Genomic DNA, 26,090 nt, shown 5'->3' on the forward strand with positions numbered 1-26,090 from the left:
AAGATCAACACGCCCTAGCTGACTTCTCGACAATCAATATGGGCTTGGCTATTGATGACCTTCCGGGGCGGGAGTAATTATACTTTGAGCCTCACCAAAGCCTTGAGGATCGATTTTGAGTGTTTGTGTTGGAAAGGCGATATCTGCATTGTGCTTATGGATAATCGCTAATACTTGCAACAGGACATCTTGTTTAACTTCGTGGTATCTCACCCAGTTGACCGTTTTTGTAAAGGTGTAGATAAAGAAGTTGAGAGTTGATGGCCCAAACTTATCAAAGTTAACGATCAGCGTCTGTTTGGCATCGATATCTGGGTGCGTTTCAAGCATGGCTTTTACGTCATCCACGATCAGAGCCAGTTTGTTTGCATCTTGGTAACGCAGACCAAAAGTCTCATTGATCCTGCGGTTCAACATTCTTGATGGGTTCTCGACCACAATGTTACTGAACACAGAATTCGGCACGTACAAAGGACGCTTATCAAAGGTGCGAATAATGGTCATGCGCCAACCAATGCGTTCTACGGTACCTTCGATTTGACGATCGGGAGAGCGTATCCAATCACCGACTTTAAAAGGGCGGTCGAAGTAAATCATCATGCCACCGAAGAAATTCGACAGTAAGTCTTTAGCCGCTAAACCGACGATCAAGCCACCAACACCACCAAAGGTAAGTAAACCGGAAAGGCTGAGTCCAAACGCCTGCATGATGGTTAGGCCGCCCATCACCATAAAGAACAAGCGAGCGACTTTCGCTATAGCTTGTACTGTGGTTTCGTCTCTGGTTTTTTGCTCTAAGACATACGCTTCAGTGTTAGTGATCATTCGTAAGGTAAACCAAACGAAGGTACAGATAATCAATATGTGTTTAAGCGTTTTTAACCAGTTGATTTCGTTGCCAAATTGGTCTTGAAGGATTAGCCCGACAGATACTGTAGCAGGCCAACACCAAAGTAACGTGCTGACAGGGGTTTTTAGTGCTTCTAGCAGTAGATCGTCCCAGTGAAATGGGGTTTTTTGAACCAGAATTTCTAAGCGATTATGGATAATTCGCCAAGCTACCCAAGCGAGAAAACTCGCAATAGTGATGAATAGGACGCTGTTTGCCCAATCACTATGGCTCTGGTTGATGTAGGTTTGTACTTGGGTTATGAATTCATTCATTGTGTGTGCTGCCGCAGAAATTATGAATTGGAAATTAGCAGAAACTCGAGTTGTTCTCTACCTTTATAAATCAAGCGATTATGACAATAGTATAACCTTATTCTTGCAGAACTAACTTTTTTTGAGATAGAAACTAATGTAGGTTTGGCTATCCCGTGTAATTAAAATTTCTTAACAGGATTTCAAATGAGCGACAAACAATATGCAGTTATCGGTTTAGGGCGATTTGGTTTATCTGTTTGCAAAGAGCTACAAAGTTCAGGCGCACAGGTACTCGCCGTCGATATTGATGAAGAGCGAGTGAAAGAAGCGGCGGCTTTTGTTTCACAAGCGATTGTTGCGAACTGTACAAGTGAGGAGACCGTCAAAGAGTTAAGACTCGACGATTACGACATGGTGATGGTGTCGATTGGCTCTGATGTTAACTCCAGTATTCTCACTACGCTGGTGGTAAAAGAGTCAGGCGCAAAAGCTGTTTGGGTAAAGGCGAACGATAAGTTTCACGGCAAGATTCTCTCCAAGATTGGTGCCGACCATATCATCATGCCTGAACGAGACATGGGGATTCGTGTTGCGCGTAAAATGTTGGATAGACGCGTTCTTGAATTTATCGATCTTGGCAGCGGTTTAGCGATGACCGAAATTGTTATTGGTTCCAACTTGTTGGGTAAGAAACTTGGCGACCTTAAGCTGTGTAAAGAAAATGGTGTTGAGGTACTTGGCTTCAAGCGAGGACCAAACCTAACTAAAGCTCCAGAACTGGATGTGAGTTTAGAAATTGGGGATGTGGTGATCATCGCTGGGCCGAAAGAGACCTTATCTAGAAAGCTACGCAATTGGTAATTGGCAATAAGGTAATAGTATGAATTCGTTAAAACGAAAAGGTACTTTCTACACGCTTAAGAGTGATAAAAAGCCACGTAAAGGCTCTGAACCTAAGATTATCCTTACGAGTTTCTTAGGCGTACTTATCCCCTCTGCAATATTGTTGACGATGCCTGTATTCTCCGTGACAGGCCTGAGCTTTACGGATGCACTGTTTACAGCAACCTCGGCGATCAGTGTGACAGGATTAGGTGTTGTCGATACGGGTGAGCATTTCACCTTGGCGGGCAAAATCTTATTGATGTTCTTGATGCAAGTCGGCGGGTTAGGGCAGATGACGCTATCTGCGGTACTGCTTTACATGTTCGGTGTTAGGTTAAGCCTTAAACAACAAGCACTAGCGAAAGAAGCGCTTGGCCAAGATCGTAAGATTAACCTTCGCAAATTAGTTAAGAAGATCATCATCTTTGCATTAGTGGCTGAATTTATCGGTTTTGTATTGCTCTGTTTCCGCTGGGTACCTGAGATGGGATGGTCAACGGGTAGCTTTTATGCGCTTTTTCATGCGATATCAGCATTCAATAACGCAGGTTTTGCACTGTTTTCAGACAGTATGATGAGTTTTGTTGATGACCCATTGGTGATCTTTACCTTAGCTGGCTTGTTTATTTTCGGCGGGCTAGGCTTCACAGTCGTCGGCGACCTATCGAGTAACTGGCGTAAAGGTTTTCGACATCTTCATTTACACACTAAGATTATGCTAACCGCAACCCCGACTTTATTGTTGGTGGGTACGGTATTGTTCTGGCTGCTGGAAAGAAATAACTCAGCAACCATGGAAGGGCTATCGACTCAAGGACAGTGGCTAGCCGCATTTTTCCAGTCGGCAAGTGCTCGTACTGCTGGCTTTAATAGTGTGGATTTGTCTCAATACACTCAGCCGGCATTGCTGGTAATGATTGTACTGATGTTGATTGGTGCCGGTTCTACTTCAACGGGTGGTGGTATTAAGGTTTCGACCTTTGCCGTCGCGTTTGTTGCGACGTGGACGTTTTTACGCCAGAAGAAACATGTAGTGATGTTTAAGCGAACCGTAACTTGGCAAGCGGTAACAAAGTCATTGGCCATTATTGTGGTAAGTGGGGCGTTATTAACCACCGCGATGTTTTTGTTAATGCTTACTGAAAAGGCAGCGTTTGATCGAGTCATGTTTGAGGTGATTTCAGCCTTTGCAACGGTTGGCTTAACCGCTGGCTTAACCGCGAACCTGACTGAGCCAGGTAAATACATCATGATTGTTGTTATGGTGATTGGACGTATCGGTCCTTTGACCTTGGCTTATATGCTAGCTCGCCCAGAACCTTCCTTGTTGAAATATCCAGAAGACACGGTGTTGACTGGTTAATTAGGTTCACGGGCTGATAAATGAAGCTCTGTCAATAAAAACAAAGCCAGCGATACGCTGGCTTTGTTGTCATAGGCTTATCGTTAATTGCGGAATGCTTATCCCTCAAACATCTCAACGTATTCCTCATAGCCTTCTTCTGCTAATTTATCCGCTGGGATAAAGCGCATTGCGGCTGAGTTCATGCAGTAACGTAACCCTGTTGGTTTTGGACCATCTTTAAATACATGTCCTAGGTGAGAATCGCCAAACTTACTGCGAACCTCTGTTCTTGGGTAAAGCAGTTTGTAGTCAGTAGTTGTGACTACATAAGCCTCGCTGATTGGCTGTGTAAAACTCGGCCAGCCTGTACCTGATTTGTATTTGTCTTTTGAAGAGAACAATGGCTCCCCAGTTACGATATCAACGTAAATACCTTCTTGCTTGTTATCCCAGTATTTGTTGTCAAACGGGCGCTCTGTTGCATCGTCTTGTGTTACATCGTACTGCAGTGAGGTTAGCTTCGCTTTAATCTCAGCATCAGACGGCTTGACGTAGGTCTTAGCATTAACTGTCGCATTTTTTCTGTCGATGATCTGACGGAGTGTTTGCGGATTCTCTTTTCTATCGTCACCGAAGATCTTATCTAGGTACTGATCACGGCCAGAAGCATAGCGGTAGTAGTTATAACGAACTTTACTCTTCTTGTAATAGTCTTGGTGATAGTCTTCCGCTGGCCAGAATTTTTCAAATTCAATCAGTTCTGTTTTTAGTGGTTCACCAAAGATATTAGCTTTGTCGATCTCCATCATGAAGTTCTGAGCAACATCTTTTTGTGCTTGGTTATGATAGAAAATAGCCGGTCGATAATGACGGCCTCGGTCTACAAAAGAGCCTTTGTCATCGGTTGGATCGATGTGTCTGAAGAATTGGTCAAGAACCTGTTCATAGCTAACAACATCAGGGTTGTAAGTCACGTTTATCACTTCGATGTGACCCGACTTGCCTGAGGATACTTGTTTGTAGGTTGGGTTTTCTAGTTCACCGCCAGAATACCCAGAGATAACGTCGGTGACGCCTGTCAGCTTTTCTAGGTCGGATTCTGTACACCAAAAACAACCACCAGCCAGTGTCGCGATTTCACTATTACCTGAATTAGCTGTTTTATCCATTGTATTGGCAGTGCCAGTCTGGCTTACAAACAGCGAAATCAGTGGTAGCGCAACCACGAGTGATACCAATATTTTAGATAATTTATTCATAGATACCTCATCTTGACGTTCTTCTCATTCGATTTTGAATGTACGAATAGAGACAGGTTTTAGATGGAAAAAATTGCATCATTCATGAAAAAAATATGTCATTGAGAAAATCTTGCTCATAAATGCCGCCAGTAGTAGGGTGTCGGTACTAACAATAAATAATAGACAGTGATGGCGGTTATCGGTCATCTAAGGAACAGTATGCAAGCAGAAGTTAAATGGGTCGAAGGCTTTAAATTCCTAGGTCAATCTCAATCAGGTCACTCTGTCGTTATGGATGGAAGTGGTGGTGCTACTGCGCCAAGCCCGATGGAAATGGTGTTAATGGCTGCTGGTGGTTGTAGCTCTGTTGATGTGGTTGATGGTTTGAAATCTGCAGGCCAGAACATCACAGGCTGTAATGCAAAACTTGAAACAACACGTCGTGAAACCGCGCCAAAAATCTTTACCGTGATTAATATTCATTTTGAAGTATCGGGTGACAACCTTGATCCTGAGCTTGTTGCTAAAGTCTGTGCGGATTCATTAGAGAAATACTGTTCAGTATGTCTGATGCTCGGTGCTGGCGTAGAGGTGACCCACAGCTGGGAAATCGTCTAGCATTCTGATTGTATACCTTGGTGGTAGGCTAATTTTTTACGGCTTACGGCTTATAGTTTATGGCGTATGAGTATAGCCAGACAAAGAAAAGGGCGGAGCACTTTACAGTGTTCCGCCCTTAATTATTCTAACTAGAGTAGAATGCTATTATTCAGCCGTTTCTACGATAACTTCTTCAACTTTAACTTCTTGCTGGTATTCAAAAGCAGGAATAGTTGCGTCGACACGGCGGTTTTGAGCGCGACCTTCTTCAGTATCATTTGATGCAATTGGGTTTTCTTCACCTTCTCCAGAAACTGAGATGCGATCTGACTCAACTCCTTGTTCTTCGATGTATGCGGCTACAGCGGCAGCACGTTTCTTAGAGATCATCATGTTGTACTCTGCTGAACCTGTTGAGTCGGTGTGGCCAACGACATCAACTGATGATTGAGGGTGATCTTTCAGTACTTCGACCAATGGCATCAATGCAATTTTTCCGTCCGTAGACAATTCGGTACTGTTCGTTGCAAACATCTCTTGAGAATAGCTCTCTGTTTGAGCTTGAGTTACAATGACTGTCGTTTTTTCTTCAATTTCAGCAGTCTCTGTGATTTGCTCAGATGGCGCTTGAGTCACTGCTACCGCAGAAGCTGTAGCAGCAGCTGCTGATGCGGTTGTACTACCAGTACCGAAGTTGTAGCTAACACCAACAGATAATAGATTCGAGTTGAGATCTTGGATGTAGTTGTCTTCGAAATTATCAAAATATTGATATTCAACACGCAGTGCCCAGTCAGGAGATAGCTGCTTCTCAACACCGATACCGGCCGTAAGAACAACGTCATCTTCGCCACCGTGTGAGATGTAAGCAGGGCCAGCTTTGAAGAATACGTCAAACTCTTGCTGGACAGGTAGACGATACATTGGCGTAAGTGAGATTGCGACTAGTGGGTCGCTGAAGTTCGCATTTAAGCCTGGGCCAGCAGGAAAGCTTGTCTTATAGTCACCAAGGAAGTCTGAGCTTAGCTCGATACCAAATTTATCACTAAAATTGTAACCAGTGTAGATACCAGCACCGATTGCATCATCATCACACTTTTCACCACTTACACAGGCGCTATCTAGCCAGCCCATTCCTACTTTTGCCCCAACATAAGTAGTAGCTGCAATAGAAGGAGCAGAAGCTAAGCCTGAAGCGGCAACAACAGCACACATGATTTTTGACAGTTTTTTCATAATCTTATCCTTGGATTAACTATTATTGTTATCTGAACTTACTAGTAAAACGATCACTTATTGGGTAACGACACTGCTTATAACAAGTAATTCAAAGTGTTGTTTCAGTTGAACCTATCTTGTATCAGTAATTATATTGTTAGTCTGATTGCGTATCGTAGTCAATGAAATTGTTAAAAATTATACATTTAAAGTGTTATTTACTGTGCTATTTGTCAATAATATGTTGTCTCAAATGTTGGAAACGAAGAAACCTCGTATCATTTTTAGGCGATACGAGGTTTCATTTTCATGTGTACGGAATGTTTGGTTGGGTAATCTAGGTGATTACCGTTATGGGCGCTCACCAGCTAACAAACGTTTTTCAATATCTGCAATGACACCTGGTAGGTCTGCAATGGTATCGATTAGGTAGTGTGGGTTTGATTTGTTTAGCTTAACGCTTGCTTTTTCACGTGCAGCTGCAAGTGTTGTCTCGTCTGCATCTAAATATTCTTGATACGTTAAGCCTGCTTCGTTCCCCGATAATACAAGTCCAACTGTCCACATGCCTGCGTTGTGACCCTCATCGATCCCCGGTGCTGCGTCGTCTACTTTTACACACGCAGCAACGTTAGTTACACCTAGATCGATTACGTTTTTCAGTGTCATAAATGGAGCAGGGCGACCACCTTGAGGTAAGTCATCGGTCGCGACCACGTTATCTGGTCGGTAACCGTAATCTGCAGCCGCAGGAATTAAAACATCCATCACTTCACGTGGGTAACCTGAACAAGAGCCGATCTTCACGTTCTTCTCTTTTAGGTTATCGACCACTTCTATCGCATTCAAAATAGGTGCTGCATGATCGGCTACTTTCGCTTTTTGAAGAGGCATGAATGCCGCGTAGATCGCGTCAACGTCTTCACTTGTCATCGAGCGTCCGAACTGAGCCTTCCAACGAGCATCAACAGCTGGAATTCGACCCACTGCTTGGATGTGGTCCCATTTGCCGATCCCCATAGGTTCACGCGCTTCTGCTAAGTCGATATCAAAGTCGAAACCTTGTCTGAATGCTTCAACGAAAATACTGGTTGGAGCAAATGATCCAAAATCAACGATAGTGCCAGCCCAGTCAAAGATAACCGCTTGGATAGGTGATGTTGTATTCATAGTCGTGTCCTATTTATGTTCTCTCCCAGCTCAAGTTGTTCTGGGAGATGAATGATTGTTTTAAGTTATTGGTTAGATGATGGTTTAAAGGTATTCAAAGTCTTTGCAGACTTTTGCTATCGCTTTTTCGAAGACAGACAGAGCGACTTCTAGTTCGCTGCGGCTGATGATCAATGGTGGGCTCAACTGAATCACATTACCTTGTGACACCTTAAAGCTCAGGCCATCGTTTAGACACTGGTAAAGCACGGCTTCTGCTTCATCGAAAGCTCGGGTTTTGGTGATGTGATCAGTGACCAACTCCACCCCCCAGAGCAGGCCGATTCCGCGAACATCACCAATGACTGGGTACCTCTCTTTCATTTGAAGCAACTGTTCACTCACGAATGCGCTGTCCGCTTGTACTTTTTCAAGTAGGTTTTCTTGCTCAATCACTTCCATGGTGGCGAGTGCTGCCGCGCAACCAATTGGGCTTTTTTCGTGGGTGTAGTGACCAAGAGATACTTGCGCTGCCGTGTTGTATTTGTCTTTAGTGATCATGGCTGCGATTGGTACTAAGCCGCCGCCAAAACCTTTACCGATACAAAGAATGTCAGGTTCGATATCAAAAGCTTGGTGAGTGAACCATTCGCCACTGCGACCCATACCGTTTGGAATGTCGTCGATGATCAACATGACGTTATGCTTATCACAAATCTCACGGATTCGCTTCCAGTAAGCTTTGCTTGGAACTTGAACGTCTGTGTTACGCACTGCTTCGGCAATGAAGGCACCAATGCCACCTTCTTTTTCAATCACATATTCTAGGTAATCGGCGTAGTGCACATCACATGCCGTCTCATTGTTATCGCCTGAGTTTTGCCCGCAACGCGATAAAGAGACATTAAGGGGAAAAGCACCACGATAGGAAACCGCTGGTGGAATGCGTTCTACGCCAGCCATTAATGGCCCCATGCCTTCGCGGAAACACGCTTCGCCACCCACTGAAATCGCATCAAGTGACGCGCCATGGAATGAATCCCACAATGACACTACTTTGAAATTGTTGGTGACATGTCTAGCTAGTTTGAGCGCCATGCCGATTACTGATGTGCCACCGGGAGCAAACAACACGCGATTCAAATCACCACCGCAGATCTGTGTGAGTTTCTCAGCACACTGAACCGCAGTTTCATTGGTGAAGCGACGTGGTGAAAATGGCAACGACGCCATTTGCTGAGTCACTTTATTAATAATATGTGGGTGGCCATAACCAAGCTGATGAACATTGTTCCCGTGAAAGTCCATGTACTTTTTGCCCGTCGCATCTTGAATGTAGATGCCTTCGGCTGCTTCAAGTGTGTCTAGGCAAGGCGTTGACATGGCTTGATGAAGAAACACGTCAGAGTCACGTTTTAACATCGCTTGAGTCGCATCATCGTTTAGCGATTCGTTCCATTTTTCGCGTGCTGGCGTGGTGTTCACATCGCCTTCGCTTCGAAAGTGTGTGGCCTTTAGAATCGGCTCTTGATTGGTCGTCGTCATTATTTGATATCCCAGTACATAGCATTCTTAACTGCGCCAATGAGAGCTTCAATATCTGACGGATACACTTCACCGATGTTACCGATTCGGAAGCAGTCTGCGTTTGAAACCTTGCCCGGGTAAATCACAAAACCTTGTTCTTTCAAGCGGTCATAGAATTCCTTAAATTGGTAATCGCTATGAGTTGGAGAATAGAAAGAAGTAATGATAGGTGAATGAAGATCATCATTAAGCAGTGGCTCAAAGCCAAGAGAGCGCATACCTGCAACCAATGTGGTTTGGTTGGTTTGGTAGCGATTATGACGAGCTTCGATGCCACCTTCTTGCTCCAATTCAAGTAGAGCTTGGTAGAAAGCACGCACTGTATGAGTTGGAGAGGTAAAGCGCCATTTACCATGGTTGCTTTCCATGCAGTGCCATTGGTCAAACAGGTCAAGGCTTAATGAACGAGCTTGGCCTTTGCATTTTTCCAGTTCCGATTGCTTCGCAATAACAAAGCCGAATCCCGGTACACCTTGAATACACTTGTTTGCCGAGCTGATCATGTAATCGATACCTAAGTCAGCAATATCCATAGGGATGCCACCAAAACTCGACATCGCATCTAGAATGACGGTTTTGTTGTGCTGTTTTGCCAATTTGGCGAAGTTTTCGATTGGATTCAACATACCCGTAGTGGTCTCACAGTGCACAATCGCAACGTGAGTAATGTCTGAATCCATAGCCAATGCCGTCTCCATTTCGTTCAAGTCAGGCTGTGATGTTTCACCTGGGGAAACGACATGGCATGGAATGTTTAAGTATTCTGAGATTTGAGCAATCCGAGCACCATACGCACCGTTGTCAACAACAAGAAGCTTGCCGCTTTTAGAGATAACGCTACCGATTGTGGCTTCAACTGAAGCGGTGCCGCTACCTTGCATTAGTACGCTCGTATAACCCGTTTGCTTAGTCGCCAAAGTCACTAGCTTGCTACGAATCACTTCAACAACGTCTTTGTTGTATTCATCATCCCAAGTACACCAATCTTTTAGCATCGCTTGGCGAACGGTTTCAGAAGTAGATAGAGGACCCGGTGTCAGTAGTAGGTATTCGTTTCTCATGTTCAATTCTCGTGATTTGTGTTTTGGACTATACCAGTATTTGCGGTTACTTTAACAACCAATTTAAACGGTCGTAAATAGCCCAAACGTTATTTTCACAAAAGCTTCATATTCAAATTTGTCACTTGTGTTGAGAAATTTTCCGATCTTTAAATTGCCATTTTTTGTTCATTTAACCGTCATAAAAGTCGATTAGGTTAATACTCCTAATCTGGTACATACCAATACGAAGGCGTGTACTAACAACCTAAATGAATTTATGGATATAGAAGCCTCTAGATGGAGCTTCTAACTTCTAACCTTGGCATCGGGCCTGACTGGAGAAAATGATGAAAAACCGTTTTATGAAAGGATCACTTGCAGCATTCGTTACTCTATTAGCTGGTAATGCTTATGCAGCACAGGAAGTGACGGTTTACACAGCTTTTGAAACTGACATTTTAGCGAAATACAAAAACGCATTTGAAAGTGAAAACCCAGACATCAACATCAAGTGGGTTCGTGATTCAACAGGAATCATGACGGCAAAATTATTGGCTGAGAAAAACAACCCTCGTGCAGAGGTGGTGTGGGGCCTTGCGGGTTCTTCAATGGCACTGCTTAAAGAAGAGGGCATTCTCAAGCCTTACACACCTCAAGGTGTAGAAGCGCTGCGTGCAAATCTTAACGACCCGCAATCTACTCAAGCTTGGTATGGCAATGACGCATTCTTCAATGCGGTTTGTTTCAACGAAGTAGTTGCTAAGCAATTGAACCTACCTGCACCTAAATCTTGGGATGACCTAACGAAGCCTATCTACAAAGGCCACATTGCAATGCCAAACCCAGCGTCTTCTGGTACGGGCTACATGCAGGTTTCGGCTTGGTTACAAAACATGGGTGAAGACCAAGGTTGGAACTACATGCAGAAGCTAGATCAAAACATTGCTCACTACACGCACTCTGGTTCTAAGCCATGTGTTCAAGCGGGCATGGGTGAAGTGGCTATCGGTATTTCTATGGCGAGCCGCGGCGCGAAGCTGAAGACTCAAGGCGCGCCACTTTCTGTGATTACACCGGAAGGTATCGGTTGGGAATCTGAAGCGGTAGGTCTTGTTAAGCCTTCAGATGCAGCACAACGTGTTATCGATTGGTCTATCTCTAAAGCAGCGAATGAACTTTACATCGAAATGTACCCAGTTGTTGGCCACCAAGATGTCACAGGTAAAGCAGAAAACTTCCCGAACGTAGAGAAGAACATGGCAAAAATGGACTTCGCTCGTATGGGCAGCGAACGTGCAGATGTTCTGAAAACATGGTCTGAGAAGTTTGACGCTAAATCAGAGCCAAAATCTTAACCTGCTGAGCTAGTTAGTTTATTGGCTACTTGGTTCATTAGGCATTTGGTCCATTAAATACGCAGCCCACTAGAAGTAAGAAATCAGCAAAGGAAGGCTTCGGTCTTCCTTTTTTAGTTTTACGCCTTTAGGTTTTAAGTAAGGTACAACAAATGACAAAGCACTACTCATATTGGTTCAAGCAAGCATTGGAACAGGAATTTGGTAGCATCAATGCGGGGCTAAAATCCGCTAAGCCGCTCCAAAAAGACGTCAACTGTGATATCGCCATTGTTGGCGGTGGTTATACGGGTTTATGGACGGCGATTTTAATCAAACAACAGCAACCCGAAAAGCATGTTGTCGTGATTGAAAAAGGCCTATGTGGGAGCGGTGCTTCTGGTGCGAACGGCGGTTGTATGCTGACGTGGTCAACTAAGTATCCGACGCTGAAAAAGCTTTACGGAAAAGAACAAGCGAAATGGTTGGTTAAGGAATCGGAAAAGGTCATATACGAGATCGAAGCCTTCTGTAACGAACACAACATTGACGCGCATCTATATCGCAGCGGAACTTACTACACGGCGACCAATGAAGCTCAAAAGGGTGGAATGGAGCCTGTTGTTAATGAGTTGGTTAAGCAGGATATCAACAGCTGGAAGAAGTGCGACAATTCTTTGGCTGATAAAGCGGGATCTGATCGCCATATTGAGGGTTACTACTCAGAAGCTGCGGGTAGTGTGCAGCCAGCGTTATTGGCTAGAGGTTTGCGCCGAGTCGCTCTTGAACTGGGTGTTGAAATTCACGAAAACACAGAGATGACATCACTTGACTATGGCTCTCCCGCTCGAATTCAAACCAAAGGCGGTTCCGTATTTGCGGATAAAGTGATCTTGGCACTCAACGCGTGGATGCTCGATCACTTCAAAGAGTTCAAACGCAGCATTGTGGTTGTCTCTTCAGATATGGTAGTGACCAAGCCTATTCCTGACAAGCTCAAGCAATTTGGCCCAGAGAAAGGGGCGGCGGTGGTGGATTCGCGTATCTTTGTCCACTACTATCGAGACACCCAAGACGGACGACTCATGTTGGGTAAAGGCGGTAATAAGTTCTCGTTTGCCAATCAAGTCGAAAGCATGTTTAACCAAACCACCAATTATCTGCCGATTCTCAATCAATCATTCCAAAAGCTGTTCCCTAAACTGGAGCAAAGTGAGTTCGATTACAACTGGTCGGGCGGTTCAGATCGTTCCGTCACAGGATTGCCATTTTTCGGTAATCTAAAAGGCCAAAACAACATCTATTATGGGCTCGGTTACTCAGGTAATGGTGTTGCTCAAACTCGTATGGGCGGAAAGATTCTGTCATCTATGGTACTCGGAACCGACAATGCTTGGACGTGTTGTGGGTTAACCAAAGGACCGCTTGGGCATTTCCCACCTGAGCCATTCCGTTGGGTGGGGGCGATGATGGTGCGTGATGCGGTACGAAGAAAAGAGAACGCGGAAGATTCTGGTAAAACGCCATTGTGGCTGGATAAGCAATTGGCAAAGCTGGCTGGTGCGGCGGGCAAAGCCGACAAGGTTAAATCATAGATTAATCTAGTGTTTAAATTAGAAGTTTACATTTGGGCTCTCAGTGATCTTTGGGCAAGTCATTGAGGGCTTTCAACGTTGAATTAAGTTTCAATGCTGAACAAATAATGATCTTTAATGCTTATTATATCTGCAATATAACTGTCATTTAGCTTCTATAAATTTGTCACTTAACTGCAATGTTCTCAGTTTAAATTTGGTATATACCATATAGAGAGTGCTGTAGTATGAGCAACCAAACTTATTTGAATATTGAAAACGTTGTAAAGCAATTTGGCCAATTCACAGCGTTAAAAGACATTTCCCTATCGATAGATAAAGGCGAGTTCGTCTGCTTCCTTGGCCCATCTGGCTGTGGAAAAACCACCTTATTACGTGCGATTGCAGGTTTAGATTTACCTACTTCAGGTTCTATTGAGCAGAACGGTAAGGATACGACCTTCTTACCACCAGAAAAGCGCGACTTTGGCATTGTGTTCCAGTCTTACGCTTTGTTCCCGAACCTTACTGTGGAAGAAAACATTGCGATTGGCCTTAAAAACCAAGGCATGTCGACCAAAGAAGCTCTTGAGACGGTTGAGTCTTGGTTAGAGACCATCGGCTTACCGACGTCTGGTCAGAAATTCCCAAATCAATTGTCTGGTGGGCAGCAGCAGCGTGTGGCTTTGGCTCGTGCTTTGGCTTTGTCTCCAGGTTTGCTACTCCTTGATGAACCGCTTTCTGCATTGGATGCAAAAGTAAGAACACACCTGCGCGACGAGATCTGTCAATTGCAGCGTAAATTGGGCATCACCACGATTATGGTGACGCACGATCAAGATGAAGCTTTGACCATGGCTGACCGCATTGTGGTCATGAATCACGGTATTATCGAGCAAGTGGGCGCTCCACAAGAGATCTACCAAAAACCCGTCAGTCGTTTCGTGGCTGAGTTTGTCGGCAGTATGAACTTTATTCAAGCTTCTGTAGCAGCTCAAGGCAAGATGCGTATTGCTGAGTCTATGTTGCCATTGCCTGGGTTAGACAACCTGACACCAAAGCAGGGTGATATGTTTGATATCGCGGTTCGTCCTGAGCAAATCCAGTTTGTTGATCGTTTTAGTGAATCCTTGCCAGTGAGAATCGTATCAAGCGAATTCTTAGGGGCGTTTTATCGCGTGGAGTGCGAGTTGCAACATGACTCAACTGCCAAAGAGATCATCGTTGATGTACCCGTCAAAGAGTTCAACCGATTGAAGCTGCGTCGCAGTGATATTCGTTACGTGGCATTTGATCAAGAAGGTCTTAGGGCTTATCCATCGAAAAGCCTGCAAGTGATGAAAGACGAGGCGGCGTAAATAATCATGGAATCGACTCAAATGATGCAATCTAAGCTGCTTATTCAACGACGAATGCAACCTTTCGTTGCTCGCTTAAGTAAAGACAACGTAATTCTATTTGGGCTTTTGGCATTTTTGTCCGTAGTCATGACGCTATTCATTCTGATGCCACTTTGGGCAATGTTGAAGAAAAGCGTTCAGAATGCAGATGGCGAGTTTGTAGGTTTACAAAACTTCGCCACCTACTTTTCTTCTCAAAGCCTTTGGCAATCAGTAGGTAACACCTTTTCTTTGGGTCTATTGGTAACGGTTGTCGTTGGCGTACTAGCGTTTGGTTATGCCTATGCGTTGACTCGTTCATGTATGCCTTTTAAGGGGCTTTTTCAGGTGTTGGGTTCAGCGCCGATTCTAGCTCCATCATTGCTTCCTGCGATCAGTCTGATCTTCTTATTTGGTAACCAAGGTATCGCCAAAGAAGTCTTGGGCGGCAACTCGGTTTATGGCTTGATTGGTATCTCACTGGGTTTGACATTCTGGACGTTTCCACACGCTTTGATGATTCTGACCACCTCATTAAGAACCTCTGACGCTCGCCTTTATGAGGCAGCACGAGCACTCAATACTTCATCGTTAAAAACTTTCTTTATGGTGACGTTACCTGCGGCAAAATACGGCTTGATCAGCACTCTGATCGTTGTGTTTACGCTGGTGGTTTGTGACTTTGGTGTGCCAAAGGTGATAGGTGGTAGCTACAACGTGCTATCGACTGACATCTTTAAGCAGGTGGTTGGTCAACAGAACTTCTCTATGGGGGCGGTAACCAGTATCTTGCTGCTATTGCCTGCGTTGCTTGCGTTTACCGTTGACCGCTGGGTGCAAAAGAAACAGAAGAGCTTGTTTGATACTCGTTCTGTCGCGTACCAACCTGAACCTAGCTCACTACGTGATGGCTTATGTTTCCTTTATTGCACCATCATCTCTGCTGCTGTGGTTATTGTGTTGGGTATGGCGATATACGGTTCGATGGTCACCTTCTGGCCTTGGAACAAAGCGCTGACGCTAAACAACTACAACTTCGCAGAGATGAGTACTTATGGTTGGGCGCCATTCTTCAACTCGTTAACGCTTGGTGCTTGGACTGCCATTATCGGTACCGTATTGATTTTCTTAGGTGCGTATTGCATTGAGAAGGGCAGAGCATTTGGTCCTGTTCGTCAGGCGATGCAGATGCTCAGTGTTGTGCCGATGGCCGTTCCTGGGATGGTGTTGGGTTTGGGGTATATCTTCTACTTCAATGACTTGAGTAACCCACTTAACTTCCTGTATGGCACGATGGCGTTCTTGGTGATTAATACCGTGGTTCACTACTACACGGTAGGACACATGACGGCGTTAACGGCATTGAAACAGCTGCCTTCTGAAATTGAGGCAACAGCGGCTTCGGTAAACTTACCGCAATACAAGTTGTTCTTTAAGGTGACGGTACCCGTTTGTCTGCCGGCGATTTTAGATATTGCGACATACCTGTTTATTAATGCACTTACCACGACATCTGCGGTAGTATTCTTGTATTCTACCAATACGATTCCAGCGTCAGTTTCAGTACTGAATATGGACGATGCGGGACAAACCGGTGCAGCAGCAGCCATGGCAGTCATGATCATGATATCGGCGGCAAGTGCGAAGTTGATTCATATGTTAATCAACAAGTTATTTGAGAAGCGCACCCAAGCTTGGCGCAAACGCTAGCGAACCATTTTATATTGCAGTTGGCCAAGGAGTGGCTGACGACAAGAACAAGAATAAAAGGAAATGAAGTGCAGTACGTAAAAATCAAAGATGTCATCGTAGAGCAGATAGAGTCGGGGATGTTAACGCCACGACAGAAGCTGCCTGCGGAGCGCAAACTGGCTGAATCGTTTGATACAACACGGGTAACGTTGCGTGAAGCGCTGTCTTCACTTGAAGCTGAAGGGCGTATTTATCGAGAAGACCGCCGTGGTTGGTTTATCTCTCCAGCGCCACTGCGCTACGACCCAACGCAAACGCTGAACTTCACTAATATGGCTTTGTCGCAGAATCGTAAGCCGAAAACAGAATTAGTGGCAGCGAAAGGCATGTTAGCAACCAAGGAAGCAACTAGGCTTCTTGAGCTGCAACCTTTTTCGGATGTTTATCGAGTAGACAGAGTTCGTTACCTTGAAGACCGGCCGGTTGTGTATGTGACTAACTACATTCGACCTGAGTTGTTCCCTAACTTGCTTGACTACGACTTGTCTAAATCGTTGACGGACATCTACCGCGAACACTTTGGTGTGGTGTATCAGAAGATCCGTTACCGAGTGAGCACAACGTCTTTACTTGGCGAGACAGCGCAAGCCCTACGTGCGACTTCTGGCTCTCCTGCAATGGTCGTAGAGCGTGTGAACTACAACCAAAACGGCGACTTGATTGACTGCGATATTGAGTATTGGCGTCATGACGCGATCAGTATCGAGTCAATCGCGCAGCTAGAGCGCTAGTCATACGTTATAACGTTGGCATATCTGCAATTATGCAGGACTGCCCAATTGAAAAGTTCAAAGGTCTCTTATTCGGAGGCCTTTTTTATCACCTGTTGTCAGCCGTTGTGCTAATTCATCAATAATTTAGGAATGAAATGGAATTCTCTGCCATCATCATCGTGATTATCTCAGCTTTGCTGCATGCGGGTTGGAATGTCCTCGGTAAATCAAATCAAGGCTCTGGCTCATCTTTCTTCTTAGCGTCTGGCTTTGCCGCTGCCGCGATTCTGACTCCTTATTTGGTTTGGTATGTCTACAGCGTCGGCTTTGAAAACATCACAATTCCATTTTGGCAGTTACTCTTCTTGAGCGGTATTTGCCAAATTATCTATTTAATCGGCTTAGGCATCGCCTACAAGCAGGCCGATATTGGTGTGATTTACCCAATGGCACGAGCACTGCCTGTGTTGATGGTTGGCTTAGGCACGGTGTTGATAGGGTATGAGTTATCGCTCAATCAATGGCTTGGCTTTGCATTGATCACACTGGGTTGTTTGTTTGTCCCGCTCAAGCAATTTTCTGAATTAAGGCTCAAGGCTTACCTGAACCTTGGTGTGCTTTGGGCGCTCATCGCTGCCATCGGCACTACCGGTTACTCCATTATTGATAAAGAGGCGCTACTCTTATTAGAGCCTTTAAGCGCACCAAGTATTACTAATAAACACACGGCGATTTTCTACTTGGGTATTCAGTTCTGGGCGATCGTGATTCCGCTGAGCCTGTGGTTGCTCGTGTCGAATCAAAGAATAGAATTTCATAACGCTTGGTTATTACGTAAAAGAGCGACACTTGCTGGCATCATGATGGCTTCGACTTATGGCTTAGTGTTGTTTGCGATGACCATTACGGAGAACGTCAGCTTAGTTGTTGCACTTAGGCAGGTGAGCATCATTTTCGGCGTAGTAATGGGGCTCTATTTTTTAAAGGAAAAGTGGTACGCCACTCGCGGTGTCGGTGTCTCTTTAATTATTGCAGGCTTAGTTATCTCATTGAATTAAAAGAGCACTGAGTGATTGAGGCCCTAAGAGTAAGTGTTTGTTTAGTCTAGATACTAAAACGCCCTTAACGATATGAAGTCGTTCAGGGCGTTTTCTATTTATCTTTAATGCTTTTAGCTTAAGTGCTTTTGTAGCAAGACTCTTTAGCTCGCTATAGTTTGAGCATCTTGTTGTTTCAGCACTTTGTGGCCATCTTCAGTGACGCCACGCTTCCAATAACTACTGATGTAGATGTTCTCTTTTTCTACTTCTTTTTCATTGCGGAAGTATTGTCTCAGTTCACGCATGCTTTCAAACTCACACGCTGTCCATACTGACACCTGACCTTCTAACCATTCTATGTTGCGCACAGTTTGTGAAAGCGATTCTGAGGTTTCATCTTCAATCAACCAAGTTATTTTGATGCCTTGAGGAGCTTCAAGTGCTTGCTTATCTGCTGCGGAATTGATCTGAATGACTGCGTGACCCGTTGCCGTTTCTGGAAGCGTTTTTACCTTTGCAGAAAGAGCAGGTAGGGATGTCATGTCCGCAACTAAGAAGAACCAATCTGACTCAAGGTTTAACCCTTGAATTAAACCTGGGCCAGCCACTGAAACTGTGTCACCGATTTTTGCGTTCATTGCCCATCGAGCCGCAAAACCACATTGTAAATCTGTAGTAATGTGGCGAACGAAATCAACCTCAATCCACTGCTCTACAGGGTTGTACTGACGAATAGTGTAAGTGCGCATGGTTGGGCGCTCGCCTTCAGTCAGTTGGCTTAAATCAGTCGTGCCAAGTGGCGAGAATAAAAGCTTGATGTAGCCACCGGCACATTCTGTTGGGTATTTACTTAATCCCTCACCGCTAAGCGTTAGACGCTGCATGTTTGGAGTAATTGTTGAGGTTTGAGTAACGGTTAATGTGATAGGGCTAGGCTTGCTCATATAAGGATCTCTTAGATTTTGATTTCCACATCATAATCCTGAACTAAAAAACACTCAATACTAATAGTTATCATTTACTTTGATTTACACATGCACAGCCTAACTGATGCGATAGATTCTATTCTGAAACGGAAGCGACAAAAAAGAGCCCTTTAGAAAACTAAAGGGCTCTTAGGATAAACGTGATTAAATGAGCAAAATTAGCTGTTTGCTTGCTCTAGTTCAATCGTTTCGTCAGCGGCTTTCGCAGCTTCAAGCATCTTACGAATAATGAACGATGCTGCCATTGCGATACCTACCATCACGACTGCAAGTACAGTCAGCATTTGGAAGTAATCACCGTAAACCGTTTGCACGATCTCTTGTGTGATTTCTTGACCTTTTTCTAGTGCAATAGACGTTGAGAATACCGCACCAACAATACCTGATAGTGCGATAGCAACAGAGAACAAACTTACAGAGAAGTTCTCGATGTGCTTAGGCGCAACAGACAGGATGAAGGCTACAACCATTGAACCAACAATCACTTCACCAAACGCTAGGAAGAAGTGAATCGCTAGGAATACTTCTGGGCGGATCAGAACATCATCACCAACTGTTGTTACTGCCATCGTAAGGATACCGAAAGCGATAGCCGTCAGGATGAACGAGAAACCTACTTTGGTTGCAGTAGAGAAGTTAATGTTTTTCTTTTCTAGGTTAGAGAAGATGCCCGCGATGATCGGGCCAGCAACCATACACCATAGTGGGTTCATCGCCATTGATGCTTCAGGTGCAACAGGGATGAAGCCGAATAGATCACCACGCATTGTGTTGATTGCTACCATTGTCATCGACGTCATCATTTGGCCGTAGTACACGAAGAAGCATGTCGTTAGGAATGTGATGATTAAGATAGTGCCCATTTTCAGCATATCTGACTTCTTCGATTTCATCATCAAAGAGACAAAGTAGATGATCGCTGCACCGCCAATTGCGTAAACGATGTTTTGGCCAATATCCATGTTAGAGAACATGAAGAAAACCAAGCCGATCATTGCGGCAGAAAGACCAAGGAACGCTGCCCAGTTTTTAGTGCTTACTGGTTGTTGATCGATCTCCGCACTCGCTTCAACAAGGCCTTTGCGAACAAAGATCATCATAAGAAGCGCAGCACCCGCTAGAACGGCAGACAGAAGGAAACCACCGTGGAAACCAACAACAAGCACTAGCATAGGGAACAGGTATTGGCCAAGCAGAGCGCCGATGTTGTTCACTGAGTAGTTGATTGGGTAGCAGTTCTCAAAATCTTCTTGAGTTTTGAACGTGCGTTTGTAAAGACTTGGGTAAGAAGGGGACATCAAACCACGAGCATAACTTGCTAACGCAATACCACATAATGCCATCGGGACATTAGTTGCTGCAGCACCAAGTACCAGTAAAACGTAACCACTCGCGAATCCTAAAAAAGCGATGGTTAAAGAACGATACGCACCTAAGAATTTGTCAGCGATGAAACCACCTGCAATAGCAAACAGCGGTCCGATTGCAGAGAACGCACCAACAACCATCATGGTGTCGGCTTCATTGTAGTTAAGGTCTTCAAGGAAGAAACGAGTCAAGATCACCATGACGCCATAGAACGAAAGTCCGAACATCATTTGGCAGAACATCATTGATTTGTTTAATCTATTCCACATTATTTTATTCTCACATTAGTATTAATATGTAGTGTAATTGCCCAATTATAATACCATTGCTAGTAATACATAAACTGAAACATGTATCCCAAACCGGACTTTGCTCGATATATCTTTTCTTATGAGTGCATTCATATTTCTCATGAATGATATTTGCAATATTAGATTTTGCTAGTGGATGCGTGTCTGTGTGAAAATCAACCGACTTTATTTGTGGCTAAGTTATGAACTATTAAAGGGAAAATTAGCGAGAGCCATAGGGTAAATATTTTTGAGTAAGCATCACTTTCAAATGGCATTAGGATTCTTGCCAATAAAAAAGCCAGCTTGGTAGCTGGCTTTGTTGAGATATTGAAAACTAAGTTTACATGAATGCCGTCTCTACAGAGGCTTTCTCCACTCGTGTTCTTGTCTGTTATTCACACGGTGGTGCCATGTGGATCACGGCTAGGCCACCAAGAGATGTTTCACGGTATTTCTTGTTCATGTCTTTACCTGTTTGGTACATGGTTTCAATAACCTTGTCTAACGAGATAAGACACTTGCTGGTGCGCTTCAACGCCATGCGTGATGCGTTGATGGCTTTCATCGCTCCCATAGCGTTACGCTCAATACATGGTACTTGAACCAGGCCACCAATTGGGTCGCATGTCATACCCAGTGAATGTTCCATCGCGATCTCAGCTGCGATACAGATCTGCTCGTTACTACCGCCACGTAGGGCAGTTAACCCTGCAGCAGCCATTGATGACGATACGCCTACCTCACCCTGACAACCCACCTCTGCGCCAGAAATAGATGCGTTGGTTTTGTATAAGATGCCGATAGCACCAGACACTGCCAAGAAGTCCTTAAGCTGCTTAGTGTCCAGTTCTTTAATGAAGCGATGGTAGTACATCAAGACCGCAGGGATGACGCCAGCAGCACCATTTGTTGGTGATGTGACAACCTGACCACCTGCAGCGTTTTCTTCACTCACGGCAAAGGCAAACAAGTTAATCCAATCCATGATCTCCATTGGATCGTTTTCAATGGCGGCATTTGCTTCAAGCTTTTTCAAAAGAGCTGGTGCTCGACGTGTTACTTCTAGACCGCCATCAAGAATACCTTCAGTATCAAAACCACGCTGCATACACAGGGACATCACCTTCCAAATTTGGTCGGCTTTCTGGTCAATCACATCCATGCCTTGGAATGACACTTCGTTGCGCAAGACTAAGCCACCAAGGCTCAGTCCATTCTGGTCAGATAATTCAAGCAATTGATCGGCAGAGGTAAAAGGGAATTCAACTTGTGTTTCTGACTCTTGCTTGCCATTCTGAAGCTCATCAGCAGTCGCGATAAAGCCACCACCAATCGAGTAGTAGGTTTCCATATCCAGAAGGCTGCCACTCTCGTCAAAGGCAGAGATGGTCATGCCGTTTTCATGCAGTGGTAGGTTGGTTTTGTGGAAGAGTAGGTCGCTCTCTACATCGAAATGAATTTCATGGTTACCGCTCACCCATAGAGATTTATCTTCAATCGCCTTACGCATTGCTTGGTTAGCACTGGTAATTTTGATGGTGTCAGGGCGGTTACCTAGCAAACCTAACAACGTCGCTCTGTCTGTGTGGTGGCCAATACCCGTCAATGATAACGAGCCGTATAAGTCGATTTGAATGCGATTCACTTGTTTAAGCTGAGCATCAATTTTTTGGGTAAAGTTAAACCCAGCGATCATTGGTCCATTTGTGTGGGAGCTGGACGGCCCAACCCCAATTTTGTAGATATCAAAAATAGACAGCATAGTAACTTCCTGTGAAGACGGTTCGATGAACGAACTCTGTGTAAAATTTGTATTGAGTTGCACTTCTTTGAGTGAAACATTTCTTCGATTGAGCTGCTTCTTTGCTTGAAACGCCTCTTTTGTTGAGACTCGTGTTAACAAGCATAGAGCGATGAAATACAAGAGCGTGCTATGTTTGCTTTAAAGCGACACGTCTATTCTCGTATTACCTAAGATGTCGCTATCAACAGTGAGCATTATTGCGAGCAACATATAAGAATTTCAAAATACTTTTGTTAACAAGTATTGTATACATAATTCACTCCATCTAACCGCCAAAACGAGACTTGAACATAAAATGAGCATTAATCACCTCCTTATTGTGCTGGGTAAGCGACTTAATGAGAATAAATTGACTGATGAAGGAATCAGTCGAGTTGATGCTTTAGTTGAGTATCTGGGAGAGCCTTTGGCAGAAGAGTCGAGCCCGCAAACTGCCGTAGCATTTTGTGGTGGGGTAACAAAAGGACAAACTCTCTCTGAAGCGGACGCAATGCATCAGTATTTTAGAAAGCTCGAAAATCAACGTGAACATCCGTTGTCCTTAGGGGCTATTTTACTTGAGCAGCACTCAACCAATACTGTCGAGAACATTCAAAACTTGGCCTCAGAGATGATTGCAAGCGGGCTATTTACTCGCGGACAGGGTGTACAGGTGACCTTCGTTTCTAATGACTATCACTTACAACGCATATTTGAGATTCAAACGCTAATGGACGAACAGGGTTTACTTAAGGTCCTCGTCGAGAAGTGCTCAGAACTTGGGGTAGATTTACAGATAGATCCTCAGCTAGAGGCTCATGTTGCGGTGCCATACCCTCATAAAAGTGCTCAAGGGCAGTTGTTTTTATTAATGGATGTACTGACGACCTACCGAGTCTATCTTGAAGGTGTCTGTGCGGGTGCATTTGAGAGAGATTTGGAATCGATTAGACACGAGCCTGAAAGGCTGTCGTTTGAAGCACTAATAGCCGCAAAGCAATTAGTCGACCGTTCATCTCGCTTTGAAATTGTCGACAGTTTGCTTCCAGTATTGGAGTGCTGTATCCAGCAGACTTCAGTGGGTACAGACATAAAAAAAGTCAGGGAATACCTAGCTCTACTAGATACTAACCTGACTTTATTGAATCGTTATTTAGATCCGGAATCGGATCACACACATCGCTGGTGGCGATAGGTGATTATTTCTTTCTCGTGATACCAATAACGGTTTTTAAACTTGCAAAGGCAATCAGACAGTAAGCTAGAAGCTCAGTGCCTTCTTCAGCGATGGTCTTAACATTACTGATATAATGTTCTCCCATAACGCCATGCCAAAAACTGCCCATGCCAAATAAGCGAGAAAAAACCAACAGTAGCATCACGCCAGTTACTAGCATGTTCATGTGTGGGGATGCGAGAATAAGCGCAAGCTGATCTATGGTTCGTTTTCCATTTTTAATTGCATAGAAGATTGCGCTACCAGCAACCAATAAGGCAGGGACAACCCAAGCGCCATGTACGATCATGTCAAACCAATAATCTAATTCTCGGATGAACATTACGGCGAAGAATGCGCTAATTAACATAGCGGCATGTTTTACTTCAGAACGTTTATTTGCGAGGTAAGCAAATGCGCCAGAAGATACGATTAGAAGAAATTGCTGTAGCATTTCAGTGACTGAATTTTCACCGATCCTTCCACTCAAGAAAACGAAATCAATGCGGATTGCAAGGTTGACTATAATACCAATCGCTAAAACTACTAGTGCTGTTTGACAGCGTTTGTAGATTACTTCAGAGGTCGACTGAGATAGGTTGAACTCTGGCAGTTCAAATGACATTTGAGTTTGTTCTTTCGATTTTGTTTGTATTTTCATAATCAACACTACTTGTAAATATTTGTAACAGGCAGGCATTCTATCGGCTGAGGTTAGACTAATGTCAGAGCTATGTCAGGAATAAAACGGTGTTCAATTGTTGTTTGTGTACGGTAAACTGCTGCCTTATGGCAGTCAGTTTACGTAACTTAATTGAATTTTTAGAGGTAGGGTTTTGAAGCTTTACGATTAGAAACTTGTATTAAAAGCGATTACTTTTCAGTTTCTTGCTCATGGTTGTTGCGGTAGTATTCCCACTGTTCAATGCGCTCGCCGTCCTCAAATACACAGTAAGTTGTACGTTGATTGTTTTCAGTAACCGTGTCTAGTTCACCGTCCTGTTGAACACAATAAACCGCTGCTGGGTTAGCGACTGAAACACGTTGGCCTTCGCTATATTCTGCATAGTCGTTTGCACAACCGCCTAATACAACGGCACATACAGCCATCAAACCAATTTTCTTCATGTTTATCTCCTACGTGATAACTCGATAAGTAAATACGTTAAAGTTCTACAGAACCAAATGAGAAGCTCTATGAAATTAGTATATTTTAGATTTCAGAAAAGGTTGTTCTAATTTGGTCAAGATATTGAAATAGGTTGATATTTCTCCATGTTTAACTACTTTTTGAGTGCTAGATCAAGCTAAGTTGATTCAAGGTTCAGTTGGAACATCCCCGTCCGATAAGCTCTTGTTGGAGGTAGTGAACCTCGAATCTATTGATGGTTATGATATGATGCCGCCAAATTTAGTAGAGCGGTCAGAATCATGAGACACCTTAAAACAACCATCCACCCTGATATCGATCACCTAGACAATAAAACGGTCTACAAGCGTAACGCTGCCCGTGCCATTGTGTTAGATGGGGAAGATATTCTGATGCTTTATACAGAGCGTTACCACGACTACACCATTCCCGGTGGTGGTTTGGATGAAGGGGAAGATGTGATCGCAGGCATGGTTCGTGAGCTAGAAGAAGAGACCGGCGCTAAGAATATCCACAGCATCAAGCCGTTCGGTATTTTTGAAGAGTTTCGCCCTTGGTATAAAGACGATGCAGATATGATGCATATGATCTCTTACTGCTACTCATGCAAAATTGATCGCGAGCTTGGTGAAACGGCTTACGAAGATTATGAAGTGAAAAACGGAATGAAACCGGTGTGGATGAATATCCATGAAGCTATCGCTCACAACGAAAAGACGATGGCAGAGAGCCCTAAGAAGGGGATGAGTATTGAGCGTGAAACCTTTTTACTCCACCTAATCGCGAAAGAAATGTTGTAACTCCTAGCTCTTCACATCAAATACCTTGCAATTAAATAGCTCGTTTATGGTAAAGCTTTGTATAGATAAGCGAGTAAAATTGAAGATTTGAATTGTTAAAACTGTTTAAAGGTCACCAACTTTTAAACAGTTTTGCTAACTATAGCGAATAACAATTCCCACCTTTTTACTTCCTAACTTCTGTTCGTTTTCTGAACGCTAAAGTTTGCGTGTTTAATCAATACTTCTCCACTTTCCCAACAAATCTACTTCGTTTCCACAAAGCGTTAAACGCAGCTCGATCTCACTGTCTTTCAAGTTGACTGACCTTCCATCAAATTGATTCTTATTTTGAAGAAAAGATCGTATTAATCTCATTGGAAATTTAAATTAATAAAATAATCCCAATTTTTCATAGAGTTAAACTTTATTTTTAGTTTATGAAAACTTGGCTTCTCTTTTGCTTTTTTTTACTTGAAGCGACTCGCTTTATCGGCACGAAACCAATA

Annotated in this window: 22 protein-coding genes; 11 read left to right on the plus strand and 11 right to left on the minus strand. The window is 44.0% G+C overall.

Going from position 1 to position 26,090, the window contains the following annotated elements; genetic code table 11:
- Window positions 1-48 precede the first annotated feature (48 nt).
- On the minus strand, window positions 49-1,164 hold the full coding sequence (locus AB4209_RS02400) for a mechanosensitive ion channel family protein (protein WP_372054672.1): 1,116 nt from the start codon (window positions 1,162-1,164) through the stop codon (window positions 49-51).
- A gap of 186 nt (window positions 1,165-1,350) precedes the next feature.
- Here AB4209_RS02400 and AB4209_RS02405 point away from each other — a divergent pair, with 186 nt between their 5' ends.
- Window positions 1,351-2,007: a TrkA family potassium uptake protein gene (locus AB4209_RS02405; RefSeq protein WP_017065605.1), complete on the plus strand. Its 657-nt coding sequence runs from the start codon at window positions 1,351-1,353 to the stop codon at window positions 2,005-2,007.
- A gap of 19 nt (window positions 2,008-2,026) precedes the next feature.
- Window positions 2,027-3,394 (plus strand): TrkH family potassium uptake protein, encoded by a 1,368-nt coding sequence (locus tag AB4209_RS02410; RefSeq protein ID WP_017065604.1) that lies wholly within the window; start codon window positions 2,027-2,029, stop codon window positions 3,392-3,394.
- Window positions 3,395-3,492: 98 nt separating this feature from the next.
- Here the strand turns inward: AB4209_RS02410 and msrB are convergent, their stop codons facing one another.
- Window positions 3,493-4,635 carry a peptide-methionine (R)-S-oxide reductase MsrB gene (gene msrB, locus AB4209_RS02415; protein WP_372054674.1) on the minus strand — a complete coding sequence of 381 codons (1,143 nt, stop codon included), beginning with the start codon at window positions 4,633-4,635 and terminating at the stop codon, window positions 3,493-3,495.
- Window positions 4,636-4,836: 201 nt separating this feature from the next.
- Here msrB and AB4209_RS02420 point away from each other — a divergent pair, with 201 nt between their 5' ends.
- On the plus strand, window positions 4,837-5,235 hold the full coding sequence (locus AB4209_RS02420; protein ID WP_372054676.1) for an OsmC family protein: 399 nt from the start codon (window positions 4,837-4,839) through the stop codon (window positions 5,233-5,235).
- A gap of 147 nt (window positions 5,236-5,382) precedes the next feature.
- On the opposite strand, the gene AB4209_RS02425 is transcribed toward AB4209_RS02420, so the two are convergent.
- The 4 genes from AB4209_RS02425 to phnW all read right to left on the minus strand — a co-directional run bounded on the left by AB4209_RS02425 (window position 5,383) and on the right by phnW (window position 10,232).
- Window positions 5,383-6,453 carry an OmpA family protein gene (locus tag AB4209_RS02425; RefSeq protein ID WP_372054678.1) on the minus strand — a complete coding sequence of 357 codons (1,071 nt, stop codon included), beginning with the start codon at window positions 6,451-6,453 and terminating at the stop codon, window positions 5,383-5,385.
- A gap of 333 nt (window positions 6,454-6,786) precedes the next feature.
- A complete protein-coding gene (gene phnX, locus AB4209_RS02430) occupies window positions 6,787-7,605 on the minus strand; it encodes a phosphonoacetaldehyde hydrolase (protein ID WP_372054680.1) in 819 nt (272 codons plus the stop codon).
- A gap of 84 nt (window positions 7,606-7,689) precedes the next feature.
- Window positions 7,690-9,129 carry an aspartate aminotransferase family protein gene (locus AB4209_RS02435; protein WP_372054682.1) on the minus strand — a complete coding sequence of 480 codons (1,440 nt, stop codon included), beginning with the start codon at window positions 9,127-9,129 and terminating at the stop codon, window positions 7,690-7,692.
- Window positions 9,129-10,232 (minus strand): 2-aminoethylphosphonate--pyruvate transaminase, encoded by a 1,104-nt coding sequence (gene phnW / locus AB4209_RS02440; protein WP_041473060.1) that lies wholly within the window; start codon window positions 10,230-10,232, stop codon window positions 9,129-9,131. Before phnW ends, AB4209_RS02435 begins: the two co-directional genes overlap by 1 nt.
- 326 nt (window positions 10,233-10,558) lie before the next feature.
- Here phnW and AB4209_RS02445 point away from each other — a divergent pair, with 326 nt between their 5' ends.
- From AB4209_RS02445 to AB4209_RS02470, 6 genes are all read left to right on the plus strand, one after another.
- Window positions 10,559-11,569: a putative 2-aminoethylphosphonate ABC transporter substrate-binding protein gene (locus AB4209_RS02445; RefSeq protein ID WP_372054684.1), complete on the plus strand. Its 1,011-nt coding sequence runs from the start codon at window positions 10,559-10,561 to the stop codon at window positions 11,567-11,569.
- 152 nt (window positions 11,570-11,721) lie between these two features.
- The gene (locus AB4209_RS02450; RefSeq protein ID WP_372054686.1) at window positions 11,722-13,143 is read left to right on the plus strand and encodes an FAD-dependent oxidoreductase; all 1,422 of its coding nucleotides are present in this window, start codon (window positions 11,722-11,724) and stop codon (window positions 13,141-13,143) included.
- Between the two features lie 227 nt (window positions 13,144-13,370).
- Window positions 13,371-14,480 (plus strand): putative 2-aminoethylphosphonate ABC transporter ATP-binding protein, encoded by a 1,110-nt coding sequence (locus AB4209_RS02455; RefSeq protein WP_019820426.1) that lies wholly within the window; start codon window positions 13,371-13,373, stop codon window positions 14,478-14,480.
- A gap of 21 nt (window positions 14,481-14,501) precedes the next feature.
- Window positions 14,502-16,211: a putative 2-aminoethylphosphonate ABC transporter permease subunit gene (locus tag AB4209_RS02460; RefSeq protein WP_372054767.1), complete on the plus strand. Its 1,710-nt coding sequence runs from the start codon at window positions 14,502-14,504 to the stop codon at window positions 16,209-16,211.
- A gap of 68 nt (window positions 16,212-16,279) precedes the next feature.
- Window positions 16,280-16,984, plus strand: coding sequence for a phosphonate utilization transcriptional regulator PhnR (gene phnR / locus AB4209_RS02465; RefSeq protein WP_004730140.1), 705 nt, complete (start codon window positions 16,280-16,282; stop codon window positions 16,982-16,984).
- Window positions 16,985-17,121: 137 nt separating this feature from the next.
- Window positions 17,122-18,024 (plus strand): multidrug transporter, encoded by a 903-nt coding sequence (locus AB4209_RS02470; protein WP_372054689.1) that lies wholly within the window; start codon window positions 17,122-17,124, stop codon window positions 18,022-18,024.
- 143 nt (window positions 18,025-18,167) lie between these two features.
- On the opposite strand, the gene AB4209_RS02475 is transcribed toward AB4209_RS02470, so the two are convergent.
- From AB4209_RS02475 to AB4209_RS02485, 3 genes are all read right to left on the minus strand, one after another.
- Window positions 18,168-18,950, minus strand: coding sequence for a siderophore-interacting protein (locus AB4209_RS02475; protein ID WP_372054691.1), 783 nt, complete (start codon window positions 18,948-18,950; stop codon window positions 18,168-18,170).
- Window positions 18,951-19,150: 200 nt separating this feature from the next.
- Window positions 19,151-20,629, minus strand: coding sequence for a peptide MFS transporter (locus AB4209_RS02480; RefSeq protein ID WP_048669525.1), 1,479 nt, complete (start codon window positions 20,627-20,629; stop codon window positions 19,151-19,153).
- Window positions 20,630-21,044: 415 nt separating this feature from the next.
- The gene (locus AB4209_RS02485) at window positions 21,045-22,415 is read right to left on the minus strand and encodes an L-serine ammonia-lyase (RefSeq protein WP_372054693.1); all 1,371 of its coding nucleotides are present in this window, start codon (window positions 22,413-22,415) and stop codon (window positions 21,045-21,047) included.
- Between the two features lie 337 nt (window positions 22,416-22,752).
- On the opposite strand from AB4209_RS02485, the gene AB4209_RS02490 reads away from it, so the two are divergent.
- Window positions 22,753-23,631, plus strand: coding sequence for a YdcF family protein (locus tag AB4209_RS02490; RefSeq protein WP_372054694.1), 879 nt, complete (start codon window positions 22,753-22,755; stop codon window positions 23,629-23,631).
- Window positions 23,632-23,635: 4 nt separating this feature from the next.
- On the opposite strand, the gene AB4209_RS02495 is transcribed toward AB4209_RS02490, so the two are convergent.
- Window positions 23,636-24,313 (minus strand): hypothetical protein, encoded by a 678-nt coding sequence (locus AB4209_RS02495; protein ID WP_372054696.1) that lies wholly within the window; start codon window positions 24,311-24,313, stop codon window positions 23,636-23,638.
- 212 nt (window positions 24,314-24,525) lie between these two features.
- Window positions 24,526-24,780 (minus strand): DUF333 domain-containing protein, encoded by a 255-nt coding sequence (locus tag AB4209_RS02500; protein ID WP_372054698.1) that lies wholly within the window; start codon window positions 24,778-24,780, stop codon window positions 24,526-24,528.
- A 303-nt stretch (window positions 24,781-25,083) separates the two neighbouring features.
- Here AB4209_RS02500 and AB4209_RS02505 point away from each other — a divergent pair, with 303 nt between their 5' ends.
- Window positions 25,084-25,602: an NUDIX hydrolase gene (locus AB4209_RS02505; protein ID WP_017059522.1), complete on the plus strand. Its 519-nt coding sequence runs from the start codon at window positions 25,084-25,086 to the stop codon at window positions 25,600-25,602.
- Window positions 25,603-26,090: the final 488 nt, after the last annotated feature.

The organism is Vibrio sp. 10N.286.48.C11, from assembly GCF_041469805.1.
In the GTDB taxonomy this organism is placed as follows: domain Bacteria; phylum Pseudomonadota; class Gammaproteobacteria; order Enterobacterales; family Vibrionaceae; genus Vibrio; species Vibrio crassostreae_C.

What these genes read in the sequence shown, in the direction of transcription:
- AB4209_RS02400 (WP_372054672.1), bottom strand. Translation starts at nt 1,164, where the DNA reads ATGAATGAATTCATAACCCAAGTACAAACCTACATCAACCAGAGCCAT.
- AB4209_RS02405 (WP_017065605.1), top strand. Translation starts at nt 1,351, where the DNA reads ATGAGCGACAAACAATATGCAGTTATCGGTTTAGGGCGATTTGGTTTA.
- AB4209_RS02410 (WP_017065604.1), top strand. Translation starts at nt 2,027, where the DNA reads ATGAATTCGTTAAAACGAAAAGGTACTTTCTACACGCTTAAGAGTGAT.
- msrB (WP_372054674.1), bottom strand. Translation starts at nt 4,635, where the DNA reads ATGAATAAATTATCTAAAATATTGGTATCACTCGTGGTTGCGCTACCA.
- AB4209_RS02420 (WP_372054676.1), top strand. Translation starts at nt 4,837, where the DNA reads ATGCAAGCAGAAGTTAAATGGGTCGAAGGCTTTAAATTCCTAGGTCAA.
- AB4209_RS02425 (WP_372054678.1), bottom strand. Translation starts at nt 6,453, where the DNA reads ATGAAAAAACTGTCAAAAATCATGTGTGCTGTTGTTGCCGCTTCAGGC.
- phnX (WP_372054680.1), bottom strand. Translation starts at nt 7,605, where the DNA reads ATGAATACAACATCACCTATCCAAGCGGTTATCTTTGACTGGGCTGGC.
- AB4209_RS02435 (WP_372054682.1), bottom strand. Translation starts at nt 9,129, where the DNA reads ATGACGACGACCAATCAAGAGCCGATTCTAAAGGCCACACACTTTCGA.
- phnW (WP_041473060.1), bottom strand. Translation starts at nt 10,232, where the DNA reads ATGAGAAACGAATACCTACTACTGACACCGGGTCCTCTATCTACTTCT.
- AB4209_RS02445 (WP_372054684.1), top strand. Translation starts at nt 10,559, where the DNA reads ATGATGAAAAACCGTTTTATGAAAGGATCACTTGCAGCATTCGTTACT.
- AB4209_RS02450 (WP_372054686.1), top strand. Translation starts at nt 11,722, where the DNA reads ATGACAAAGCACTACTCATATTGGTTCAAGCAAGCATTGGAACAGGAA.
- AB4209_RS02455 (WP_019820426.1), top strand. Translation starts at nt 13,371, where the DNA reads ATGAGCAACCAAACTTATTTGAATATTGAAAACGTTGTAAAGCAATTT.
- AB4209_RS02460 (WP_372054767.1), top strand. Translation starts at nt 14,502, where the DNA reads ATGATGCAATCTAAGCTGCTTATTCAACGACGAATGCAACCTTTCGTT.
- AB4209_RS02470 (WP_372054689.1), top strand. Translation starts at nt 17,122, where the DNA reads ATGGAATTCTCTGCCATCATCATCGTGATTATCTCAGCTTTGCTGCAT.
- AB4209_RS02475 (WP_372054691.1), bottom strand. Translation starts at nt 18,950, where the DNA reads ATGAGCAAGCCTAGCCCTATCACATTAACCGTTACTCAAACCTCAACA.
- AB4209_RS02480 (WP_048669525.1), bottom strand. Translation starts at nt 20,629, where the DNA reads ATGTGGAATAGATTAAACAAATCAATGATGTTCTGCCAAATGATGTTC.
- AB4209_RS02485 (WP_372054693.1), bottom strand. Translation starts at nt 22,415, where the DNA reads ATGCTGTCTATTTTTGATATCTACAAAATTGGGGTTGGGCCGTCCAGC.
- AB4209_RS02490 (WP_372054694.1), top strand. Translation starts at nt 22,753, where the DNA reads ATGAGCATTAATCACCTCCTTATTGTGCTGGGTAAGCGACTTAATGAG.
- AB4209_RS02495 (WP_372054696.1), bottom strand. Translation starts at nt 24,313, where the DNA reads ATGAAAATACAAACAAAATCGAAAGAACAAACTCAAATGTCATTTGAA.
- AB4209_RS02500 (WP_372054698.1), bottom strand. Translation starts at nt 24,780, where the DNA reads ATGAAGAAAATTGGTTTGATGGCTGTATGTGCCGTTGTATTAGGCGGT.
- AB4209_RS02505 (WP_017059522.1), top strand. Translation starts at nt 25,084, where the DNA reads ATGAGACACCTTAAAACAACCATCCACCCTGATATCGATCACCTAGAC.